The sequence below is a fragment of the methanotrophic endosymbiont of Bathymodiolus puteoserpentis (Logatchev) genome (genome assembly GCF_900128525.1).
Taxonomy (GTDB): domain Bacteria; phylum Pseudomonadota; class Gammaproteobacteria; order Methylococcales; family Methylomonadaceae; genus Methyloprofundus.
Window position 1 is genome coordinate 1 of record NZ_FQTQ01000057.1, and the last position, 20549, is coordinate 20549.

The 20549-nt window shown below is 38.7% G+C and carries 13 protein-coding genes and 1 pseudogene; 7 read left to right on the plus strand and 7 right to left on the minus strand.

Translation table 11 applies throughout. The features are described from left to right. Positions 1-149 precede the first annotated feature (149 nt). Both BQ7314_RS03480 and BQ7314_RS03485 read left to right on the plus strand, forming a co-directional pair. Positions 150-1349: pseudogene (locus BQ7314_RS03480) on the plus strand (phospholipase D-like domain-containing protein); the annotation flags it as partial. Positions 1350-1533: 184 nt separating this feature from the next. Next, positions 1534-2325, plus strand: coding sequence for a UDP-2,3-diacylglucosamine diphosphatase (locus BQ7314_RS03485; protein WP_174482324.1), 792 nt, complete (start codon positions 1534-1536; stop codon positions 2323-2325). 272 nt (positions 2326-2597) lie between these two features. Here the strand turns inward: BQ7314_RS03485 and purB are convergent, their stop codons facing one another. Further along, a complete protein-coding gene (gene purB, locus BQ7314_RS03490) occupies positions 2598-3962 on the minus strand; it encodes an adenylosuccinate lyase (RefSeq protein ID WP_174482325.1) in 1365 nt (454 codons plus the stop codon). A gap of 159 nt (positions 3963-4121) precedes the next feature. Between purB and BQ7314_RS03495 the strand changes: the two genes are divergently transcribed. From BQ7314_RS03495 to acs, 3 genes are all read left to right on the plus strand, one after another. After that, positions 4122-4271 (plus strand): hypothetical protein, encoded by a 150-nt coding sequence (locus BQ7314_RS03495; protein ID WP_174482326.1) that lies wholly within the window; start codon positions 4122-4124, stop codon positions 4269-4271. An 82-nt stretch (positions 4272-4353) separates the two neighbouring features. Then, positions 4354-5874, plus strand: coding sequence for an acetaldehyde dehydrogenase ExaC (gene exaC / locus BQ7314_RS03500; protein ID WP_174482327.1), 1521 nt, complete (start codon positions 4354-4356; stop codon positions 5872-5874). 120 nt (positions 5875-5994) lie between these two features. Beyond that, positions 5995-7947, plus strand: coding sequence for an acetate--CoA ligase (gene acs / locus BQ7314_RS03505; protein ID WP_174482328.1), 1953 nt, complete (start codon positions 5995-5997; stop codon positions 7945-7947). A 140-nt stretch (positions 7948-8087) separates the two neighbouring features. Here acs and BQ7314_RS03510 read toward each other — a convergent pair whose 3' ends face one another. From BQ7314_RS03510 to BQ7314_RS03520, 3 genes are all read right to left on the minus strand, one after another. Further along, the gene (locus BQ7314_RS03510) at positions 8088-9899 is read right to left on the minus strand and encodes a GGDEF domain-containing protein (protein WP_174482329.1); all 1812 of its coding nucleotides are present in this window, start codon (positions 9897-9899) and stop codon (positions 8088-8090) included. Positions 9900-9984: 85 nt separating this feature from the next. Next, positions 9985-11706: a bifunctional protein-serine/threonine kinase/phosphatase gene (locus BQ7314_RS03515; RefSeq protein WP_174482330.1), complete on the minus strand. Its 1722-nt coding sequence runs from the start codon at positions 11704-11706 to the stop codon at positions 9985-9987. 91 nt (positions 11707-11797) lie between these two features. After that, positions 11798-12610: a formate/nitrite transporter family protein gene (locus tag BQ7314_RS03520; RefSeq protein ID WP_174482331.1), complete on the minus strand. Its 813-nt coding sequence runs from the start codon at positions 12608-12610 to the stop codon at positions 11798-11800. 428 nt (positions 12611-13038) lie between these two features. Here BQ7314_RS03520 and BQ7314_RS03525 point away from each other — a divergent pair, with 428 nt between their 5' ends. Both BQ7314_RS03525 and recJ read left to right on the plus strand, forming a co-directional pair. Then, positions 13039-16665 carry an EAL domain-containing protein gene (locus tag BQ7314_RS03525; RefSeq protein ID WP_174482332.1) on the plus strand — a complete coding sequence of 1209 codons (3627 nt, stop codon included), beginning with the start codon at positions 13039-13041 and terminating at the stop codon, positions 16663-16665. A gap of 1 nt (position 16666) precedes the next feature. Next, positions 16667-18412 (plus strand): single-stranded-DNA-specific exonuclease RecJ, encoded by a 1746-nt coding sequence (recJ, locus tag BQ7314_RS03530; protein WP_174482333.1) that lies wholly within the window; start codon positions 16667-16669, stop codon positions 18410-18412. 165 nt (positions 18413-18577) lie between these two features. Here the strand turns inward: recJ and BQ7314_RS03535 are convergent, their stop codons facing one another. The 3 genes from BQ7314_RS03535 to BQ7314_RS03545 all read right to left on the minus strand — a co-directional run bounded on the left by BQ7314_RS03535 (position 18578) and on the right by BQ7314_RS03545 (position 20204). Continuing rightward, positions 18578-18832, minus strand: a complete 255-nt coding sequence (locus tag BQ7314_RS03535; protein WP_174482334.1) for an RNA recognition motif domain-containing protein — start codon at positions 18830-18832, stop codon at positions 18578-18580. A 100-nt stretch (positions 18833-18932) separates the two neighbouring features. Then, positions 18933-19136: a cold-shock protein gene (locus BQ7314_RS03540; protein ID WP_174482335.1), complete on the minus strand. Its 204-nt coding sequence runs from the start codon at positions 19134-19136 to the stop codon at positions 18933-18935. A gap of 450 nt (positions 19137-19586) precedes the next feature. Beyond that, positions 19587-20204, minus strand: coding sequence for a hypothetical protein (locus BQ7314_RS03545; RefSeq protein ID WP_174482336.1), 618 nt, complete (start codon positions 20202-20204; stop codon positions 19587-19589). Positions 20205-20549: the final 345 nt, after the last annotated feature.

The following is a 20549-nucleotide window of genomic DNA, read 5'->3' on the forward strand; positions in this document are numbered from 1 at the left end:
CCTCTGAGCGCCACTTTTTCGTGCAATTGAATTCCGTAAAAGTTGGTTTTTACACCTTAGGAAACTTATTATCACCCATAGATTTGATGTATGTCTACCATCTTATGTATTGTTGCGGACACCGTTAACTGCAAGGTGATCCAGATATACCACAATATCGAGATATAAGTGCGACTCACTCAACTGCGAATCATTATCGAACTTATGAGTTACAAGCTCATGAGCTGCAAAGTGATGTCGATTGGATCAATCATCATTTTGAATCTTTACACCTAGTCCCTAAATTTACTAAAGGTCAGCCTAACCATCCGTACCATCCTAAACGTTATATCCATGACTTGATTGATAAGGTAATTAGTAGCAAGCACAATGCCCCTGATCGACTTTGCACCATTAAAGTGAGTGTCGATTGTATTGATGATTACGATTTTGCCAATCATTTAGTTAATGCCAGCGAGCAGGGCGTGTTAGTTCAATGCCTTGTCGATTGGCGTAAAATGACAATGACCAATAGCCATAATTACGCGCGCCTAAAACGTGCAAAGATTGAACTTATTGGGGTTGTTTGCAGTCCTGATCACCCTTTAATTGAAGTGGAACCTGATATGCATACTAAATTTATCATTTTTAATGATGAAGACTGCATCTTAGGTTCGTTCAATATTACATTTGAGCGCTGGTGGGCTAATTGGGAGTCAGGTATGACTTTTCACTCTAAAGGGGTGTGTCGCTTACTGGATAATATTTTTCAAAGTCAACGCGGTGGCGTTATTCAACGCTACGGCATAGATCCATTCAGTCATTTCAATTTACTATATACCTTTGGTCGACATACCATGCAAAGTGGCGAAAATTATCTGCCCCATCATGCTATTTTGGCTGAAATTAATCGGGCTAAATATTCCATTAAAATTAGTTTATTTCTTATTGGTGAATTACTGGGTAATTATAATGATAGTGTTATTTGTGCCTTAATTAATGCCAAAAATAGAGGCGTGTATGTACATATACTCTTTAATGGCCATTTAGCCAGACAAGGAAAAATTGGCGTTGAGCGCAGTATGGAAGACGAGTTAAATCGACCGCTTTTACCTGTTATCGAACGATTGAGAAATTCGGGAGTGAATGTTGGTCTAGTTTATGGACAAGACGACCATCCCGTACCCTATTCGCCGATTCATTCTAAGTACTGCATCATTGATGACTATATTGTTATTGATGGCAGTTTTAATTGGTATAACACCTCGGTTTTTTCGCATGATTTAGTGGTTATCGCCGCTAATCATGAAGTGGCAAAACCTTATCTGCATGAGTTTGAGCAAATACAGCAATTATTCAGGGTTTATTAATATCTATTGGTAGGGAGGTACTGCAGATAAAGTAGCGGGGATTTAGTGTTATTAGCTGAATTTAGGTGAGGTAATACATGCTGTAATATAAAATTCATCTCTATCTGGTAATCTTTAAATTGTTTTGGTAGCCAATTTTGGCAATAAAAATTATTTTCTTGCAATACAATTTAAGAGTTTGATTATGAATAATACCTATCGAACCATCTGGATTTCAGATTTACATTTGGGCTCCACTCAATGTCAGGCGGATGTGCTACTCGACTTTCTAAAACACAACGAGAGTGAAGCGCTTTATTTAGTCGGCGATATTATTGATTTTTGGTCGCTTTCTAAGAAAATGTATTGGCCTACCGATCATAATACAGTCATTCAAAAACTGTTACGTAAGGCGCGACGTGGTACTAGAATCACTTATATTCCCGGAAATCATGATGAAAATGTTAGAGAATATGATAATTATGTGTTTGGTGACATTACAGTCAAAAAAACAGATGTGCATACAACAGCTGACGGGAAGAAATTTCTCATTGTCCATGGTGATGAATACGATACGATTGCACAATGCCATAAATGGATTGCGAAGATAGGTAATGATGGTTATGACTTTTTGCTTTGGGTTAATAGGGTACTTCGTTTAGTAAGGAAGGTATTGGGCATACAATCAAACTTCTCTCTCGCAGCTTATGTTAAGTTTAAAGTAAAAAATGCAGTGCAATTTATTTCTGATTATGAAGAAAGTATCGTCAGTACACTAAAAGATAAACATCTCGATGGTGTGATTTGCGGTCATATACATCATGCAGAAATAAAAAATATGGATAATTTTATATATATAAACACGGGAGATTTTGTGGAAAGTTGTAGTGCTGTTGTGGAGCATAATGATGGTGCTTTAGAGCTCATATATTGGACTGCAACGGAACCAGAACTTAAAGTTAATGAAACTATAAATAGTAATACACAAGCTAATTAAATTAATGATGGATTTTTGCCTTGTATGAACTCTGTCTATTAGTAACTTCTCATTATTCATAGGTATTTAAGATATTAACGCCATAGCGTAGGATGTGCTGACAATAGGAAGCGTATCGTTTATGTGATGCGCTTCGTTCCTCGGCACATCCTACAACACGCTTTAGCACCCGTTAAAAATGAGAAGTTACGTCTATTAATCATAAGTGATAGGAATTACAAAAAGTTGTGTCGGTTGGGGTGATGTTGTTTCAACCCAACCGGCCAATAAGCTTAAATTTCTGACGCTAATTTTTCCGCATAACCTGTGTAACTACGCGGAGATAATTCACGTAACACTTGTTTAGCTTCTTCAGGAATTTCTAAGTTATTGATAAAGGTTTGCATGTCTTCATTAGTAATACGTTGTCCACGAGTTAATTCTTTTAATTTCTCATAAGGCTTTTCGATACCGTAACGGCGCATCACTGTTTGTACAGGTTCAGCGAGAACTTCTAAGTTAGCCGCCAAATCTGCATCAATAATATCTGCATTAATTTCTAGTTTAGAAATACCTTTTAAAGTGGCTTGAATGGCAATACTGGTATGGGCAATACCTACACCGATATTACGTAAAACAGTTGAATCAGTTAAATCACGTTGCCAGCGAGAAACCGGTAATTTCTCTGCTAAATGATGGAATAGGGCATTGGCTAAACCAATATTACCTTCTGAATTTTCAAAATCAATCGGGTTGACTTTATGTGGCATGGTTGATGAACCAATTTCACCCGCAATGGTTTTTTGCTTAAAGAAACCTTGAGAAATATAGCCCCAAATATCACGGTCAAAGTCTAATAAAATAGTATTAAAACGCGATAAGGCATGGAAGTACTCAGCAATATAATCATGCGGTTCAATTTGAATGGTGTAAGCATTCCAAAATAACCCCAAAGACTGTACAAAGTTTTTAGAAAATTCTTGCCAATCTATTTCAGGATAAGCCACGGCATGCGCATTATAATTTCCTACCGCACCGTTGATTTTACCTAAAATTTCAACCGCTTCAAATTGGTCTTTTTGACGCAGCATACGGGCAACTACGTTCGCAAACTCTTTACCAGCTGTTGTAGGGCTGGCTGATTGACCGTGTGTACGTGACAGCATCGGCTGAGCTGCATTGTCATGCGCTAAGTTTCTTAGTGCCTCAATGCAGTCAGTAATTTGTGGCAGAATTGCTACACGGCCTTCTTTGAGCATTAAGGCATAAGAAAGATTGTTAATATCTTCTGAAGTACAAGCAAAATGAATAAATTCGCTTACTGCGTTTAATTCAGCGTTATGAGCAATTTTTTCCTTTAGAAAATATTCAACGGCTTTAACATCGTGATTAGTCGTGCTTTCAATATCTTTAACGCGTTGCGCATCGGCTTCAGAAAAGTCTGTCACAATGGCATTAAGTAGCTGATTCGCTGCTGTGCTAAAGGCAGGGACTTCAGTTATTTGTGTATGCTCTGCCAAAGCTTGTAACCAGCGAACTTCGACTTGAACCCTAAAACGAATTAATCCATATTCACTAAAAATAGGGCGTAAAGCTTTAACTTTGTTAGCATAGCGGCCATCGATAGGGGAAATTGCAGTAAGCGAGAAATTCGTCATAGGTTTATTCTTATGCGGTTGATGAATACATTTTAAGTTTAGTTATTTTAGCAAAAGATAGCACTGAGGGTGCGTAAAAATATAGAGTGTTTTTGATAATTATTTAAAGCGTCTCTTTTAATTTTTGACCGATCATTCTTAAATGAATTATGATGATTTATGGCAAGAATTAAAGCTTTTGATACAGAGGAGGTACTGGATAAAGCCGGGCAAGTGTTTTGGGAGAAAGGCTATGAAGCTGCTTCGATACAAGATTTAGTAGAAGCAATGAGGAAAGTGAGGAAGCCTTTATGCAGCCTTTGGCAGTAAACAACAGCCTCATAGCCTCATTCCTTAAGGTGGAATATTTTGACTTATTTTTTGAATAATTACTCTAGTGGAGTTAATACAAATGATTTACGCAGCACCCAATAAATTAGATAGTAAAGTTGATTTTAAAACGTGTTATGGAAATTTTATCGGGGGAGAGTGGGTTGCGCCTGTTAAAAATCAATATTTTGAGAATATAAGCCCTGTTAATGGGCAAGTCTTTTGCGAGGTCCCGCGTTCAACGGAAGAAGATATTGAATTAGCATTAGATGCAGCTCATGCAGCAAAGGATGCTTGGGGTAAAAAGTCAGTCACAGAACGATCAAATACTTTGTTAAAAGTTGCAGACCGTATGGAAGAAAACTTAGAAAAGCTCGCGGTTGCTGAAACTTGGGATAATGGTAAAGCGGTACGTGAAACCTTGGCGGCTGATGTGCCTTTAGCTATAGATCATTTTCGTTATTTTGCAGGTTGCTTACGTGCGCAAGAAGGGTCTATTGGTGAAATAGATGAAAATACCGTGGCTTATCACTTTCATGAACCATTAGGTGTTGTTGGACAAATTATTCCATGGAATTTTCCATTATTAATGGCGTGTTGGAAATTAGCTCCTGCCTTGGCAGCGGGTAATTGTGTGGTCATGAAACCAGCTGAGCAAACCCCTGCCTCTATTTTAGTTTTGATGGAAGTAATTGCTGATTTATTACCGGCGGGCGTCATCAATATTGTTAATGGTTTTGGTAAAGAAGCAGGGCAAGCGTTAGCGACTAGCACACGCATTGCTAAAATTGCCTTTACTGGTTCAACGCCTGTTGGTTCGCATATTATGAAATGTGCTGCTGAAAATATCATTCCCTCTACTGTAGAATTAGGCGGGAAATCACCTAATGTATTTTTTGCTGATGTCTTAGATCAAGAAGATGAATTTGTAAGTAAAGCAGTCGAGGGTGCTGTATTAGCCTTTTTTAATCAAGGTGAAGTCTGCTCTTGTCCATCACGTTTATTGGTGCAAGAATCGATCTATGATGCCTTTATTGCAAAAGTAATCGAGCGTGCGGGCAAAATTAAACGGGGTAATCCACTAGATACAGAAACTATGGTCGGTGCTCAGGCATCAAAACAGCAATTCGATAAAATTATGGCATATGTTGAGATTGGTAAGCAGGAAGGCGCTGAAGTTCTCATAGGCGGGCAAGCTGAATTATTAGAAGGTGAATATGGCAATGGCTATTATATTCAACCGACAATTATGAAAGGACATAATAAAATGCGAATTTTTCAAGAAGAAATTTTTGGACCTTTTGTATCTGTTACTACTTTTAAAGATGAAGCAGAAGCCTTAGAAATTGCTAATGATTCTGAGTTTGGTTTAGGTGCAGGTGTATGGACACGCGATATGAACCTTGCTTACCGTATGGGACGTGGCATTCAAGCGGGGCGTGTGTGGACGAATTGTTATCATCATTACCCGGCTCATGCTGCGTTTGGTGGTTATAAAAAATCTGGTGTAGGTCGTGAAACACATAAAATGATGCTAGATCATTACCAGCAAACTAAGAATATGTTAGTGAGTTATGATATAAATCCATTAGGTTTTTTCTAAATCCACAGGTATTTAAGATATTCACGCCATAGCGTAGGGTGTGCTGACGATAGGAAGCGCTTCGTTCCTCAGCGCATCCTACAATATATTCTAAGCGGGTAGAAACAAGGAAAACTATTTATGACAGAGCATCAAACCTACGAACATCAGATTCACCCAGTAAAAGATCATATTGCTAAAAACGCACATATTAATAATGAGCAATATTTAGCCTTATATCAACAATCAATAGAACAACCTGAAATTTTTTGGGCTGAGCAAGCTGATAAATTTTTAGACTGGCAAAAACCTTGGGATAAGGTGCTTGAATATGACTACCCTAAAGGTGAAATTAAATGGTTTGAAGGCGGGCAACTTAATGTTAGCGTGAATTGTCTCGACAGACATTTAGCAACACGAGGTGATCAAGTCGCATTGATTTGGGAGGGCGATGACCCAGCTAATGACAAAAAAATGACTTACTGCGAATTGCATCAAGAAGTGTGTCGATTTGCCAATGTCTTAAAAGTACATGGGGTGAAAAAAGGTGATCGGGTGTGTATTTATTTACCGATGATTATCGAATCTGCTGTCGTTATTTTAGCGTGTACCCGTATCGGGGCAGTGCATTCGATTGTCTTCGGTGGGTTTTCTGCGGAAGCTTTAAAGGATCGGGTGAATGATTCTGATTGTAAGTTAGTTGTCTGTGCGGATGAAGGCTATCGGGGTGGTAAAATCATTCCTATTAAAGCGACAGTAGATAAAGCCATTGCTTCTTGCCCTAGCATAGAAAGTGTTATTGTTATTAAGAATAGCGGTAATATAGTCGCATGGAATGATGCTTGTGATATTTGGTATCACCAAGCCATGTCTGAAGTTTCAGCAGAGTGCGAACCCGAATGGATGGATGCTGAAGATCCTTTGTTTATTTTATATACCTCAGGTTCTACAGGACAACCTAAGGGCTTATTGCATACAACGGGTGGCTATTTGCTCTATGCGGCAATGACACATAAATATATCTTTGATTACCAAGAAGGTGAAATCTATTGGTGTACCGCAGATATAGGTTGGATTACCGGCCATACTTACATGATTTACGGCCCTTTATGTAATGGCGCGACGACTTTATTGTTTGAAGGTGTACCAACTTATCCGGATGCGAGTCGATTTTGGCAGGTGGTGGATAAACATCAAGTGAATATTTTCTATACCGCACCAACGGCACTGAGAGCATTAATGGCGCAAGGTGATCAATATTTAGAAAATACCAGCCGCAGTAGTTTGCGCGTGTTGGGCTCGGTAGGAGAGCCAATTAACCCAGAAGCGTGGGAATGGTATTACGAATTGGTGGGTAAGGAAAATTGCCCCATTGTTGATACTTGGTGGCAAACTGAAACAGGTGGAATTTTAATTACCCCATTACCGGGCGCAACCGAATTAATACCGAGTTCAGCAACAAGACCTTTTTTTGGTGTTAAACCTGCTATTTTAAGTAATAAAGGTCAAGTAATAGAAGATGATACTGAAGGTGTATTAGTGATGGAGCGTCCTTGGCCAGGACAAGCACGTAGTATTTATGGTGATCACCAGCGTTTTATTGATACCTATTTTAAAAATTATCCTGGCTATTATTTTACCGGTGATGGTGCAAGGCGTGATGAACGAGGTTATTACTGGATTACAGGTCGTGTTGATGATGTGATTAATGTCTCAGGGCATCGCATGGGAACTGCTGAAGTAGAAAGTGCAATTGATGAGCATCCTTTAGTGGCTGAAACGGCAGTTGTTGGTTATCCACATGCTATCAAAGGGCAGGGAATTTATGCTTATGTCACGTTACATGTGGGAATTGAAGGGACTGAAGAGCTAAAAAAAGAACTGGTTAAATTGGTGCGTGCTGATATTGGCCCGATTGCGAGCCCTGATTTAATTCAGTGGTCAGCACAGTTACCTAAAACCCGTTCAGGTAAAATTATGCGCCGAATTTTGCGCAAAATTGCGGCCAATGAGGTTGATACTTTAGGTGATACTTCAACTTTAGCTGATCCTGACGTTGTGCAAAGTATTATTGATAACCGGCTGAATCGTTAAGGAGCACGCATAAAATAATTTGGCCATAATAGGGCTCAGTCATTAGTCTGTCGATAGGAAGCGCATCACATCGTTAGCACATCCTGCGCTATGACGTGAATGCCTCAAATATCTGTGGGTAATGAGAAGTTATCTGTTTCTTAGTTAACCAATTGCAAATGCTTTTCTTGAGTAGAAAACGTATGTACTTTAGCTTCTGGCTTTACAGATTCAGGCATGCGGCGATTAATAAAATAGCTATTACCGGGTAGTAACTTTGCTTGATGTTTAGCCTCGCTTGCTATATCTGCTATTTCTATATGCGAAGAGCAGCTGCTTGCGGCTTCTGGTGCTACGATGCCGATAGATAAGCTTAGTAAAGGAAAAAAACAAGCTTTACCTTGACGGTTATGGCCATGAATTCCTTTATTTATACGGTCTTTTTCTGTGTAATATTGCGGAGCTTGCTGTTCAAAGGCTTTTAGAATTGCTTGACACTTTTCCTGCCAATGATGATGTCGAGCGATAACAATAAAATCATCGCCGCCAATATGCCCGATAAAATCCATTTCACTATCCATATTTTCTTGTATAAGTCGGGATACTAATTTAATAGCCTCATCGCCTGCATTATAGCCATAGTGATCGTTAAAGGGTTTGAAATGGTCTAAATCAAAGTAGGCAATAGCAAATGGCTGTTTTTCATGTAAGAAAAAATTAATCTTTTCATTAATGGGGGTAATGCCAGGTAATAAAGTGAGAGGGTTGGCATGTTGCGCACTTTTTACTTGTTGCTTAGTTATTTCTTCAAGTAAGTCAATAACGGTTCCTGTACCTAAATAATTACCTTTATGCGTAATAATAAAAGTATGGTCATTACGTAAGTGATGTGTTAATTTTTGACTGACTTGTTCAATGGCGGTATTTTTATCAAAGGACTGTACAGGGTTAATTAAGAATAAGCTAATCGCCTGTTTTCCGTGTAGTTCAATACCAAATTGACTAGAAAATAGCTTAATTAAAAATTGATCTCTATAAATAATACCGCTACAAAAACCATCCTTAACAATAGGTAAAAATTCTAGCTGTGTTTCTTTTTGAAATAAATTAAGTACACTTTTAACCGTTGTTTCGGGTTTAGTCGGTGGGGTCGTTTTAATGATTTCTTCAATAAGTTTAGAGTGCTTACTGATAGGCTTAGCTTGATTTACCTTTGAATTGCTAAATAAATGCGGGGCAATTTCTGTTTCTGGTTGAGCACAAGGGCGTGCGAAATAATACCCCTGGCCAAAGGTAATGCCCAGAGCTTCAATAGTAAGATATTCTGCTTCTGTCTCTATACCTTCGGCAATGACTTGACAATTACTTGCCGTCGCCATGCTTTGTATGGAGCGCACAAAGTTAAGTTTTACCGAGTCTTGGTCAATATTTTCAATAAAATGCCTGTCTATTTTGACATAATCCGGCATTAATTCAGTCCAAACACGTAGACTAGAATAGCCAGCCCCTAAATCATCTAGCGCTATTTGAAAGCCCATATCACGATAATGATTGAGTGCTGTGCGCATAATATTGAAATCATCAATCGGCTGTTGTTCTGTGATTTCAATAACGACAGAATCGGGTGAAATATTATTATCTTTAAGGAAGCGTAGCGTTTCGCCTTTTTTAAAATCTGGATGTAATAATACATTAGGACTGACATTTAAAAATAACTTATGCTTTAAGTTGAGCTGCGCGTATTGACGTATGCTGGCTTTGCGGCAGGCATGTTCTAATTCTATGGTGAGATCAAATTGTTCAGCGCAGCTGAATAAGCTAATCGGGTTGTGGAAAATACTATTAGATGGACCACGAATTAAGGCTTCAAAAGAGAAAACTTGTTGAGCAGCGAGAGAGACGATCGGTTGAAATAAAGAGGTTAATTGTTTTTCTTCGATGATTGTGACTAGTTGTTTTTTTAGCTCAGACATATTATTTGCTCGTATTTTCTTAATTTAAGAAAATACAATAGTTATATGACATCATGATGACAGAGATCAGAGAGGAAGAAACTCGTTATCTTACAACCAAAATTAACATAATAATGATCAGTAAAATAAAAGAAATGCTTTTCCAAAAAATAACGGGGTCTCGTTCCATTAATGGAGGGCGAGTTTTATTGATAAACTCTTTATTTGGATGGCGCAGATCATAAATAAATTCAGATATTTCCTGATAACGTTTATAAGGTTCAGGCAGTAGTGCTTTTCTGATTGCCTCATCAACCCAAAGTGGAATGCCGCTGCCCTCAGGAATAGCCGTATATTTTAATTTTTTTTGTTCTGCTTTCGTTGTGGTTTTTGCTACTTGAGTACCATAAGGCAGCTTGCCGGTCAGCATTTGATAGGTAATAACGCCTAAAGAAAACAGGTCTGAGCGTGAACTGCCCAATTCGCCAAGCATATACTCTGGCGCTGTGTATTGAGCTGTACCGAGTCGGTTGGCATGTTTAATTGGACTACTGATTTCTTCAATACCTGCTACTTTAGTGGCGCCAAAGTCAATTATTTTTACTGTGCCTGTGCTATCAATCATGATATTTTCAGGTCTGAGGTCTTGATGTACCATTTCTAAGCGGTGAAATGCACGTAAGCCTTTAGCAATTTGCTCAACAATATTACGTACGGTTTCTACTTTCGGTCTAGGATTGTCAATCATCCACTGGGTTAATGTCTGGCCTTCAATAAATTCGGTGACGATATATAAAAAGTTACGTTTACGTATTTGTAAGCAGGGTTTGAGCACGTGAGTGCTACTCATACGGCGTGCAATCCATTCCTCCAGCAGAAATCTTTCTAAATAGGCAGGGTCTCCTTGTAGGTCAACCGAGGGTGTTTTAAGAACAATCTGCCGGTTGGTATCAATATCAATAGCTAGGTAAATGTGGCTACGACTACTGGCATGTAATTTCCGGATAATTTTATAACCGTCAAACGCTGCTCTTGCTTCTAGTATAGGGGGGAAGGGCAGTTCGGTGAGCTGTTGATAAATTTCATCGGCATCTTGTGTCGGGAGTTCATCAATGCGGATAACCTGTACAGTCAGGTTATCATCACTTCCTTGTTGGTAAGCTTTTTCGACAATCATTTTAGCCGCATTATCTAGGTTATGGCTCTGCGCATGAATCGTATCAACCATAAAGTTTGTACTAACAAACTCGTAGATACCGTCGGTCGTCAACAGAAAAATATCACCTTTATCTATGGGTAGCGTTTTATAATCAAGTTCAAGGCGTTCATGCATACCCATAGCGCGACTGAGGTAGCTTTTATCTTCAGAAACCCACAGCCGATGGTCTTTGGTTAATTGTTCTAGGCTATGGTTGCGCAGGCGGTAAATGCGAGTATCACCTAAATGAAAAGTATGTGCCGTGTTCGATTTGATAATCATGGCGCTTAAGGTGCAAACATAGCCGCGATTTTTATTGAAGCGGTGTTGGCCTTGTTGGGTTTGTGAATGCAGCCAAGAATTGGTTGCACTTAATACTTGGTGTGCTGATTTTTTGACCGACCATGCTTCTGAGGTGCAGAAGTAGTCTTCTAAAAAACCGGTAACACTTGCTTGGCTGGCGACTTGCCCTACATCACTACTACTGATGCCATCTGCTAAAGCGATGGCAATACCTTTTGACGTTAATTGTGGTTCTTCGGGGATAGACACCCCATGAAAATCCTGATTGATCTTTTTACGGCCTTTGTCAGAATACTGTCCTATAGATATTTTTAATTGACTGGACATTTGCAAGTCATATGATGAGTACTTAAAAGTGGGTGAGAAAACAAAAAAGCCTCAGTTTTATAGAATTGAGGCTTTGATTGTTATAAATATATTATTTTAAATTACGTTCTGGGTTTGTACGTACATGAGTGTAATACAGAGGTAAACCAACGAATACAAAGCCGCCAATCATATTGCCTAATACAGTAGGCAGCTCATTCCAAATTAAATAGTCCATTATCGTAAAACCGCCGCCCATAATCATTGAAAAGGGGAATAAGAACATATTGACAATGGAATGCTCAAAACCCATAAAAAAGAACAGCATAATTGGCATCCACATGGCCAGCATTTTTCCGGTTGCGGAGGTAGAAATCATCGCGCCGACCACACCCATTGAGACCATCCAGTTACATAGCATGCCGCGAATAAAAATAGTTACCCATCCACCAATGCCATGAGCTTTATAACCTAAGGTTCTCGCTTCGCCAATTTTACCTACTTTTTCGGCGATTAGACCGCCGTCGGTGTTATACCCTACAGTCAAAATAAAAGACATCATAAAGGCAACAGTTAAGGCGCCGGCGAAGTTACCCAAGAACACTAAGCCCCAGTTGCGTAATATTTGGTTGACTGTGACACCCGGCCTTTTGTCTAGCCATGCAAGTGGAACGAGTGTAAAAACTCCAGTTAATAAGTCAAATTTCATCAGGTATAGCATAATGAACCCAACAGGAAAAAGTATGGCGCCTAATAAAGGTGAGCCTGTTTTTACGGCTACTGTAATAGCAAAGATAGCTGCAAGTGCTAAAGTAGCTCCCGCCATAAAAGCACGAATCAAAGTATCTTTAGTTGACATATAAACTTTTGCTTCACCAGCATCAACCATTTTTGTGACAAATTCAGTGGGTTCTAAATAAGACATTAGTATTTCTCTTTGAGTATGGGTTAAGGTAATTATATTTTATAAGGTTTAAGCAATAACCATACCAGTAATAATGTAGATACTGTAGGTGGCTGATATAATTATTTATTTTCCTATATTGGTGGAGCGTAGAGTCTTAGTTTAATAAAACAACTGTTTATGTTATGCAACTTTTAAGTGCGATTGTTAATGCTTTTGCACTATTTTGGGGCTTGAATTAAAAACAAGGGGGTGAGGATACAATATGATTTTAATTCAGCTTGTTTTTCAGAGCTGTGCTAGAAAGTAGTTGTGTAGCTTGTAGTTATATACCTACTGGCAGTGGTCGAATAAAGTTAATTATTAACGTGCAAGCTTTTGTTATACTTATCTGTGATATTCCCCTTACTTTTCGGCCTAGTAATTACTTAAGGATTTTGTAATTGAAAATGATTAGAAATGTGTTGATAGGCAATATACTGCTAGTTATTTGTTATTTTATTGCTGGGCAGCTTACACTTATGTTGTCCCTGCCACCTAGCGGTGTCACCCCTTTATGGGTACCAGCAGGCATAGCTTTAGGGGCAGTCTTGATTTGGGGCTATCGGTTATTGCCTGGGGTGTTTTTAGGTGACTTTCTTGTTGCCGTAGGTTTAATTGGTCTGGATAATCATGCGGCTATTTTGCTATGTGTCATTATTGGTGGGCAAGCAATGTTTCATGCTTGGCTAGGAAAATATCTATTAGTTAAATTTAAACTGTGGCCAACATTATTAATTCATGACCGAGATATTCTTAAATTTTTTCTGATAGCAGGGGTTGTTGCCTCCTTTTTTCCCGCTTTATTATCCGTTACCGCTGATTTATTGTTAGGTGTTCTGAGTGCAGATACTTGGTTAGATTCTTTACTTGTTTGGTGGGCCGGCGGTGGGTTAGGTGTTGTTATCTTTACCCCTATTACTCTGATTTTATTCGCTAAACCTAAATTAAATTGGCGTAACCGAGTGGGGACGGTTGTTGTGCCAATGACGGTGTTATTTCTAGTTTTGCTTTTTATTTTGCAATACACTCGAACAATTGAGCAGCAGCAGCTGTTAAACAGGTTTACGGCAAATGTTGAAATTACCCATACTTTGATTAAAGGCGAATTAGAAGTGCATGAAACCTTATTAAGGTCTATGCGGGCTTATTTTCAAAACCAGAAGCAGTTAAGTCAAAAAGATTTTGATCGTTACATTGCGGAGTTTCCGGATTATCAAGAGAATATTGATGCAGTGGCATGGATAGAATATTTGCCTGATAATAAACGCTTGGATTATGAGCAGCAGCATGGTGAGATTGTTGAGCTAGATAATCAAGGGAAAATTATACGCGCCGCGAATCGGGAGGGATATTTTGTGATTAAATATTCACAAGTTCCCAAGAGGTATGTCTCTGCTCTGAAGGAACAAGAGAATGTTAATAATTTCCATCTATGCTTTGGTGAGCGCGAAGCATTATGTGCCTATATGTTACGCACTAAAGCTTCGGTTATTATGCCGCCAATATTAGAGGCGCTGCAAGTGCACCCAGGCAGGCGCTTTGTTCGTGTCTTACCGCTTTTTTCAGGTGATAGTATCATCGCTTTAGCAGGACATATGTATACTTATAAGCATTTGTTTGGTCAGTTATTAAATTCCTTTGAACAGCATTTAGAGTTAGACATTACTGATATAACAGATAAACCTGCTAGAATTTTGTTTACTAGTGTTATCAACAAAGAGTCATTTGAGATTTTTGGTTATCAAGATTTAGTGGTTAATAAAATACTGCATATCAGCAGTCGGCAATGGCAATTTAGTTATCGTCCTACACAGGCGTTTACCTATCAATATTCCTCATGGTTACTTTATTGGTTGATGACGGCGAGCTTTTTTGCCTTAAGTTTGACCGGTGCCTTTTTACTAAATATTGCTGGGCGTGAGCAGCGTATTAGGCAAGAAGTGACAGATAAGACCGAAAAAATAAGTAAGCAAGCTCTTTCGTTAAAGGAGAGTGAACGTAAATTTCGGCGTTTAGTCGAGGGCATTAGAGATGACTATATTATGTATGCGCATGATATAAAAGGGGTATTTACTTATGTTGGGCCTTCTATTGAAAATATATTAGGCTATACCCCAGAAGAATTTTTAGTGCATTATTCGACGTACCTACCTGATACTGAGTTAAATCGTTTAGCTCAGAGTTATACTGAGCGCTCGATTCAAGGTGAAATCGTGCCTCCTTATGAGCTTGAGATAGTCCATAAAAACGGGGCTATACATACTTTACGTATTGTTGAGTCCCCCTTATTTGATACACAAGGAAAAGTAATAGCCGTTGAGGGGTTTGCACAGGATATTACGACGCTTAAAGTTGCTAGGTTAAAAATGGAAAAACTTTCTTTAGTAGTGACGCATAGCCCAAATGGCGTAGTGATGACAGATAAAAAAGGGATTGTTGAATATGTGAATCCAAAGTTTACTGAGATAACAGGGTATAGTGCGGATGAAGTGTTAGGGAAGAAGCTGAGTCTCGTCAGTTCTGGACATACTGCAGCAAGCGTTTATCAACATTTATGGGATACTTTGCTGGCGGGTAATGAGTGGCGTGGTGAATTGCAAAATCGTAAGAAAAATGGTGAGTTATTTTGGGCTAGCGAGCATATTTGTCCTATGTTTGATGAGTTGGGCAATATCACGAATTTTGTTGCCATTCAAGAAGATATAACTGAATCAAAACGCATACGTGAAGAGATTAATTATCAGGCTAGTCATGATTTATTAACGGGATTGGTTAATCGGCGTGAGTTTGAGGCGAGATTGAAGCGTGTGGTTGATTCGGCTAAGCGAGAAAGGGATTCGCATGCGCTTTGCTTTCTTGATTTGGATCAGTTTAAAGTGGTTAATGATACTTGTGGTCATGTGGCAGGCGATGAATTATTGCGCCAAGTGGGCAGTCTAATGCAAAAAAATATTCGTGCGCGTGATACTCTGGCGCGTTTGGGCGGTGATGAATTTGCTATTTTGATGGAGCATTGTGGTATTTTTCAAGCCAATCAAGCAGCTGAACATGTTATTCATGCATTAGAAGATTTTCGATTTCATTGGGAGGAGCATACTTTTACCATTGGCGTTAGCATCGGTTTAGCGATTATTGACCAACATACTAAAGATAGTCAGGAAATTTTAAGTCAAGTGGATAGTGCTTGCTATGCCGCTAAAGATGCAGGACGTAATCGCATTGAAGTGCATACGGAAAATAGTGAACGATTGAAACAGCGTAAAGGAGAGATAAAATGGAGTAGTGAAATTAGTGATGCGCTAGATAATAATCGATTTTTGCTTTATGTGCAGCCTATTGTGCCTATTCTAAATAAAGAACTTAAGATTGGCTATGAGGTATTATTACGCTTAAAAATGCAGGATGGGAAAATCGTCCCGCCGGGGGCTTTTTTACCGGCAGCTGAGCGTTATAATTCAGCGACCCGTATTGATCGTTGGGTGGTTCATCATACTTTACAATGGTTAAGTTGCCATGCCGATCAATTACATCATGTTGGTTCGATTGCCATTAACTTGTCTGGTCAATCGTTAGGTGATGAAACGGTGCTGGCTTATATTATTCATCAGTTTGAAAATAGTGATGTTTCTGCTGAGAAAATTAAGTTTGAAATTACTGAAACGGCAGCAATAGCAAATTTGCAGGATGCTACGATATTTATAGATACTTTATCTAAGTTTGGCTGCCAATTTTCTTTAGATGATTTTGGCAGTGGCCTTTCTTCGTTTGCTTATTTGAAAAATTTAAATGTAGATGTGTTAAAAATTGACGGTATGTTTGTCAAAGATATGTTGGATGACCCGATTGATTCTGAAATGGTCAAATCGATTAACCAGATTGGTCATGTTATGGGTTTGGAAACCATTGCAGAATTTGTGGAAAATGATCAGATTTTAGAAAAATTGCGTGACATTGGTGTTGATTATGCTCAAGGTTATCACCTTGGTAAGCCTATGCCGATTGCTAGTCTTTTAAATAGTAATAATACAAATTAATATGCATTACCACGGTCTTACTAAGAAAATTGTTGAACGTCCTATTTTAGCTAGGCAAACAGGTCTTGCTGAAATAAATCCTGTGCTTAAACGTATTTATTTGGCACGCGGTATTAAATCAGAGACTGAATTACAGTATGGTTTGGCACAACTCCCTTCGCCTTGGCTACTAACAGGGATGGAAGAAATGGTCACTTACCTGATTGCTGCGCTTGATTTGCAGAAGAAGGTCGTGATTGTTGCTGATTTTGATGCGGATGGTGCGACAAGTTGTGCTGTAGCTATGTTAGGGTTGCAATTATTAGGTTTTAAGCAGGTAGACTTTATTGTGCCTAATCGTTTTGAGTATGGCTATGGCTTAACGCCAGAAATTACCGAGCTCGTGATTGCTAAGCAAGCGGATGTGTTAATTACTGTGGATAACGGCATCTCTAGTCTTGCGGGAGTAGAGATGGCGAAAAAATCAGGTATGCAAGTGTTAGTGACCGATCATCATTTGCCGGGCGAGCAGTTGCCTGCGGCTGATGCCATTGTTAATCCTAATTTACCCGATGATGAATTTCCAAGTCGAGCTTTAGCAGGTGTAGGGGTGATGTTTTATGTGCTAATGGCATTACGTAGCCGGTTACGTGAGCAAGGTTGGTATATTAAGCATAAAATAACTGAACCTAACTTGGCGCAATTATTAGATCTAGTGGCTTTAGGGACGGTTGCGGATGTTGTGGCGTTAGACCAAGTGAATCGAATTTTAGTACATCAAGGTTTGTTGCGTATGCGTTCGGGTAAAGGGCACGCAGGCATTAAAGCGCTAGTGGAAATAGCGGGTCGTAATTTGCATAGTTTAGCGTCTTCGGATTTAGGTTTTGCCATTGGTCCGCGACTAAATGCAGCGGGACGTATGGATGATATGAGTGTTGGTATTCAATGTTTGATGTCTGATGATGCCGTGTTAGCCAAAAATTTAGCCATGAAAATGGATGAGTTGAATAGTGACCGACGCGAAGTTGAAGGGCAAATGAAGCAGGAAGCGATGTCTTTATTAGCAGAAATGAAAGCTTTTGATGCGCAGCATTTAGCCGCAGGTGTCTGTATTTATAATGAAGATTGGCATCAGGGGGTTATTGGGATTTTGGCATCACGTATTAAAGATCGCTTAAACCGCCCTGTGATTGCTTTTGCTAATGCAGATAACGGTGAAATTAAAGGTTCAGCACGATCTATTCTTGGAGTACATATTCGTGATGTGCTTAGTGATATTGCTGTTGCCCACCCGAAAGTGCTGACTAAGTTTGGTGGTCATGCTATGGCGGCAGGGTTAAGTATAAAATTACATGATTACCCTGTGTTTATGCTCGCTTTTGATAAAGCCGTTAAACAGCGTTTAGTGGATGTTGATTTGGATCAGAAAGTCTACAGCGATGGTGAATTAACGGAAGCAGAAATGACGCTTGGCTTTTGTGAATTATTAAAGAGTGCGGGACCGTGGGGGCAGGAATTTCCTGAGCCGTTATTTCATGGGGTATTTGATGTTGTGCAGTCGCGGATTGTTGGGCAGCAGCACTTGAAATTAGTATTGCGTCAACCCGAAAAAGAGTTACTGATTGATGGGATTGCTTTTTTTGTTGAGCGACCTGAGTATTGGTTAGGCTTACGCCAAGTAAAAATTGCTTATAAATTAGATATTAATGAATACAATGGTCAGCGCAGTATTCAGTTTATCATTGATTATATTGAGAAATTAGCTTAGTACAGGAGGCTAGTAACACTTTTAAAAAAATGTTTATACTATTTTTTTAGATTCCAAATTTAAGAGGTGCTGTACTAGAGAAGAGGAGGGGAAACGATGAGAGAGAGTATGTAAGCATAGCCCCCTGATGTGATTCTAGGGGCTATTGCTCGTTATTTTATTAAACTAGCGACGTCTTGATTTAGGCGATTCAAAGCCTACTCTTAAAGCGTTGCCATTAAAATTTTTGCCATCTAAGCCTGCAATCGCAGCACGAGATTCATGACCTTCCATGCCAATAAAGCCAAATCCTTTGCATTCATCGGTAAAAATATCAGTGATAAGTTCAGATGAGCGCACTGTGCCAAACTGGGCAAATAGGGCTTCAAATTCTTTTACAGTGGTGTTTGAGGGTAAGTTGCCAACAAATAGCCTTTTCAATAGTGTTCCTTTTCCAGCGGTGATAATTTTATTGTAGTTACAAAAAAAGAACCCCGCTTAAGCGAGGTTCCATGTATTCGGTAAACCGATTAGGTCGAACTTAAGATGCTACAACACTAGTTGCTTGAGGACCTTTAGGACCGTTTTCTACATCATAAGTAACTGCTTGACCTTCGTTCAAAGTCTTGAAGCCCGTTCCTTGAATCGCGCTGAAATGTACAAATACATCTGCACCGCCATCATCTTGAGAAATAAAACCAAAACCTTTGGACTCGTTAAACCATTTTATTGTGCCTGTAGCCATAGAACTTAATACCTAAAAATTAAAAAATAAAGTGTTGTATACAGCTGATGCAAGAGGAAAACTCAGAAAAATATGCGAGGGAATAAATTTTTTACTACCAATAACAAAATCTGTAACGACTCTCACTATAGGGGAATCCGCATAGTTTTTCCACAAATATAAAATATATTATTAGAAATAAGTCATAAAAGGGCATCTTGCATAAGCTATGTAAAGCATAAAACATTTTGAAAACACCTCTAAGAGACTATTTTGGCTCGTTTTTATAGGAATATTCTAGTTTTTAACAAAAAAGGTGCTTACCTATTGACGGGTAAAAATTAAAGGTTTTTAATTTTATATTAGGCATTTATTGACTTAAAAAGAGCATAGTATTTTTCTAGTAACCTGAATTCAAGCCATAAGTGCATGACCCCATAAATTTTTATATCTACTTCAATTAACTCTTCCTTAAAGGAATAACTTACTTATAAACTCGGTGGCTTCAGGAGATAAAAGGTACATATCGTAGATAAAAGCAATAAAAAATGTATAGGATAATAATTTACCCATCAAGCGTAATCCAAAGCCTAACCAGGCTGGAATAGGTCTTTTCTGGTTCGTATTTTGGGTTTCTAGTGTGGCTGCTTGCCAAGATAAACCTAAAGCAGAAAGCATTTCTTGCCTGATTTTCTCGGCATAGCTTTGTCCTTCTAAGTTATCTCCAATCTCTATATTCTTACCCTCACGGGTAAGAAGTTTTAGACAAAACCAAACTTTAGTTGTCTTTCCATATGTTGATGAACCATTCTTTTCCGAGATTATATCGACAATATCTTTAGCCGCTATTTTTTCTTCCAACAAAAAACCAAAGATGCGTTGTTGTTTGCTAACACCCATTAAATTGATTTTAGTAGTCAGGCTATTTGTTATTAAAAAGAGTCCTGCAAGAAAAAGAGCTAAGGCAATCAAGTAAACATAAATAGCCATTAAGCTTGTCGTTGTCGGTAAAAAATCCGAAAAACCAGAAAAGAAAAAGTAAGCAAATATAGCAAAAAAGGCACTGCAAAGCATTAAAGTAAAGGCCATTATTTTTGCACGACCGTAGCCGTAATAAAATTCAGTGCCTGTTGTGGTTTTTGTTATTTTTGGAATACTTCCTATTTGGGTATTTCGATGCTCAATAAGAGTCGATGTTTTTGCTTGAATACGGCTACTTCTAGCTATGGTGTATTGGTCGGCCGTTATTATTGGTAATTCAAAAACGCGGTCATAATTAATGCCAGGTAAAGCTATGTGTATATTTAATTTCTAATAAGTAACCCCCCAGCTTTGCTGGGGGACTCATAAAGTTTGACAATTACGGGAATCATCGTGAGTCTCCCTATCTGTGAACCGCCGAAAGTTCAAAAGATAAGGAAACAAACGATGAAT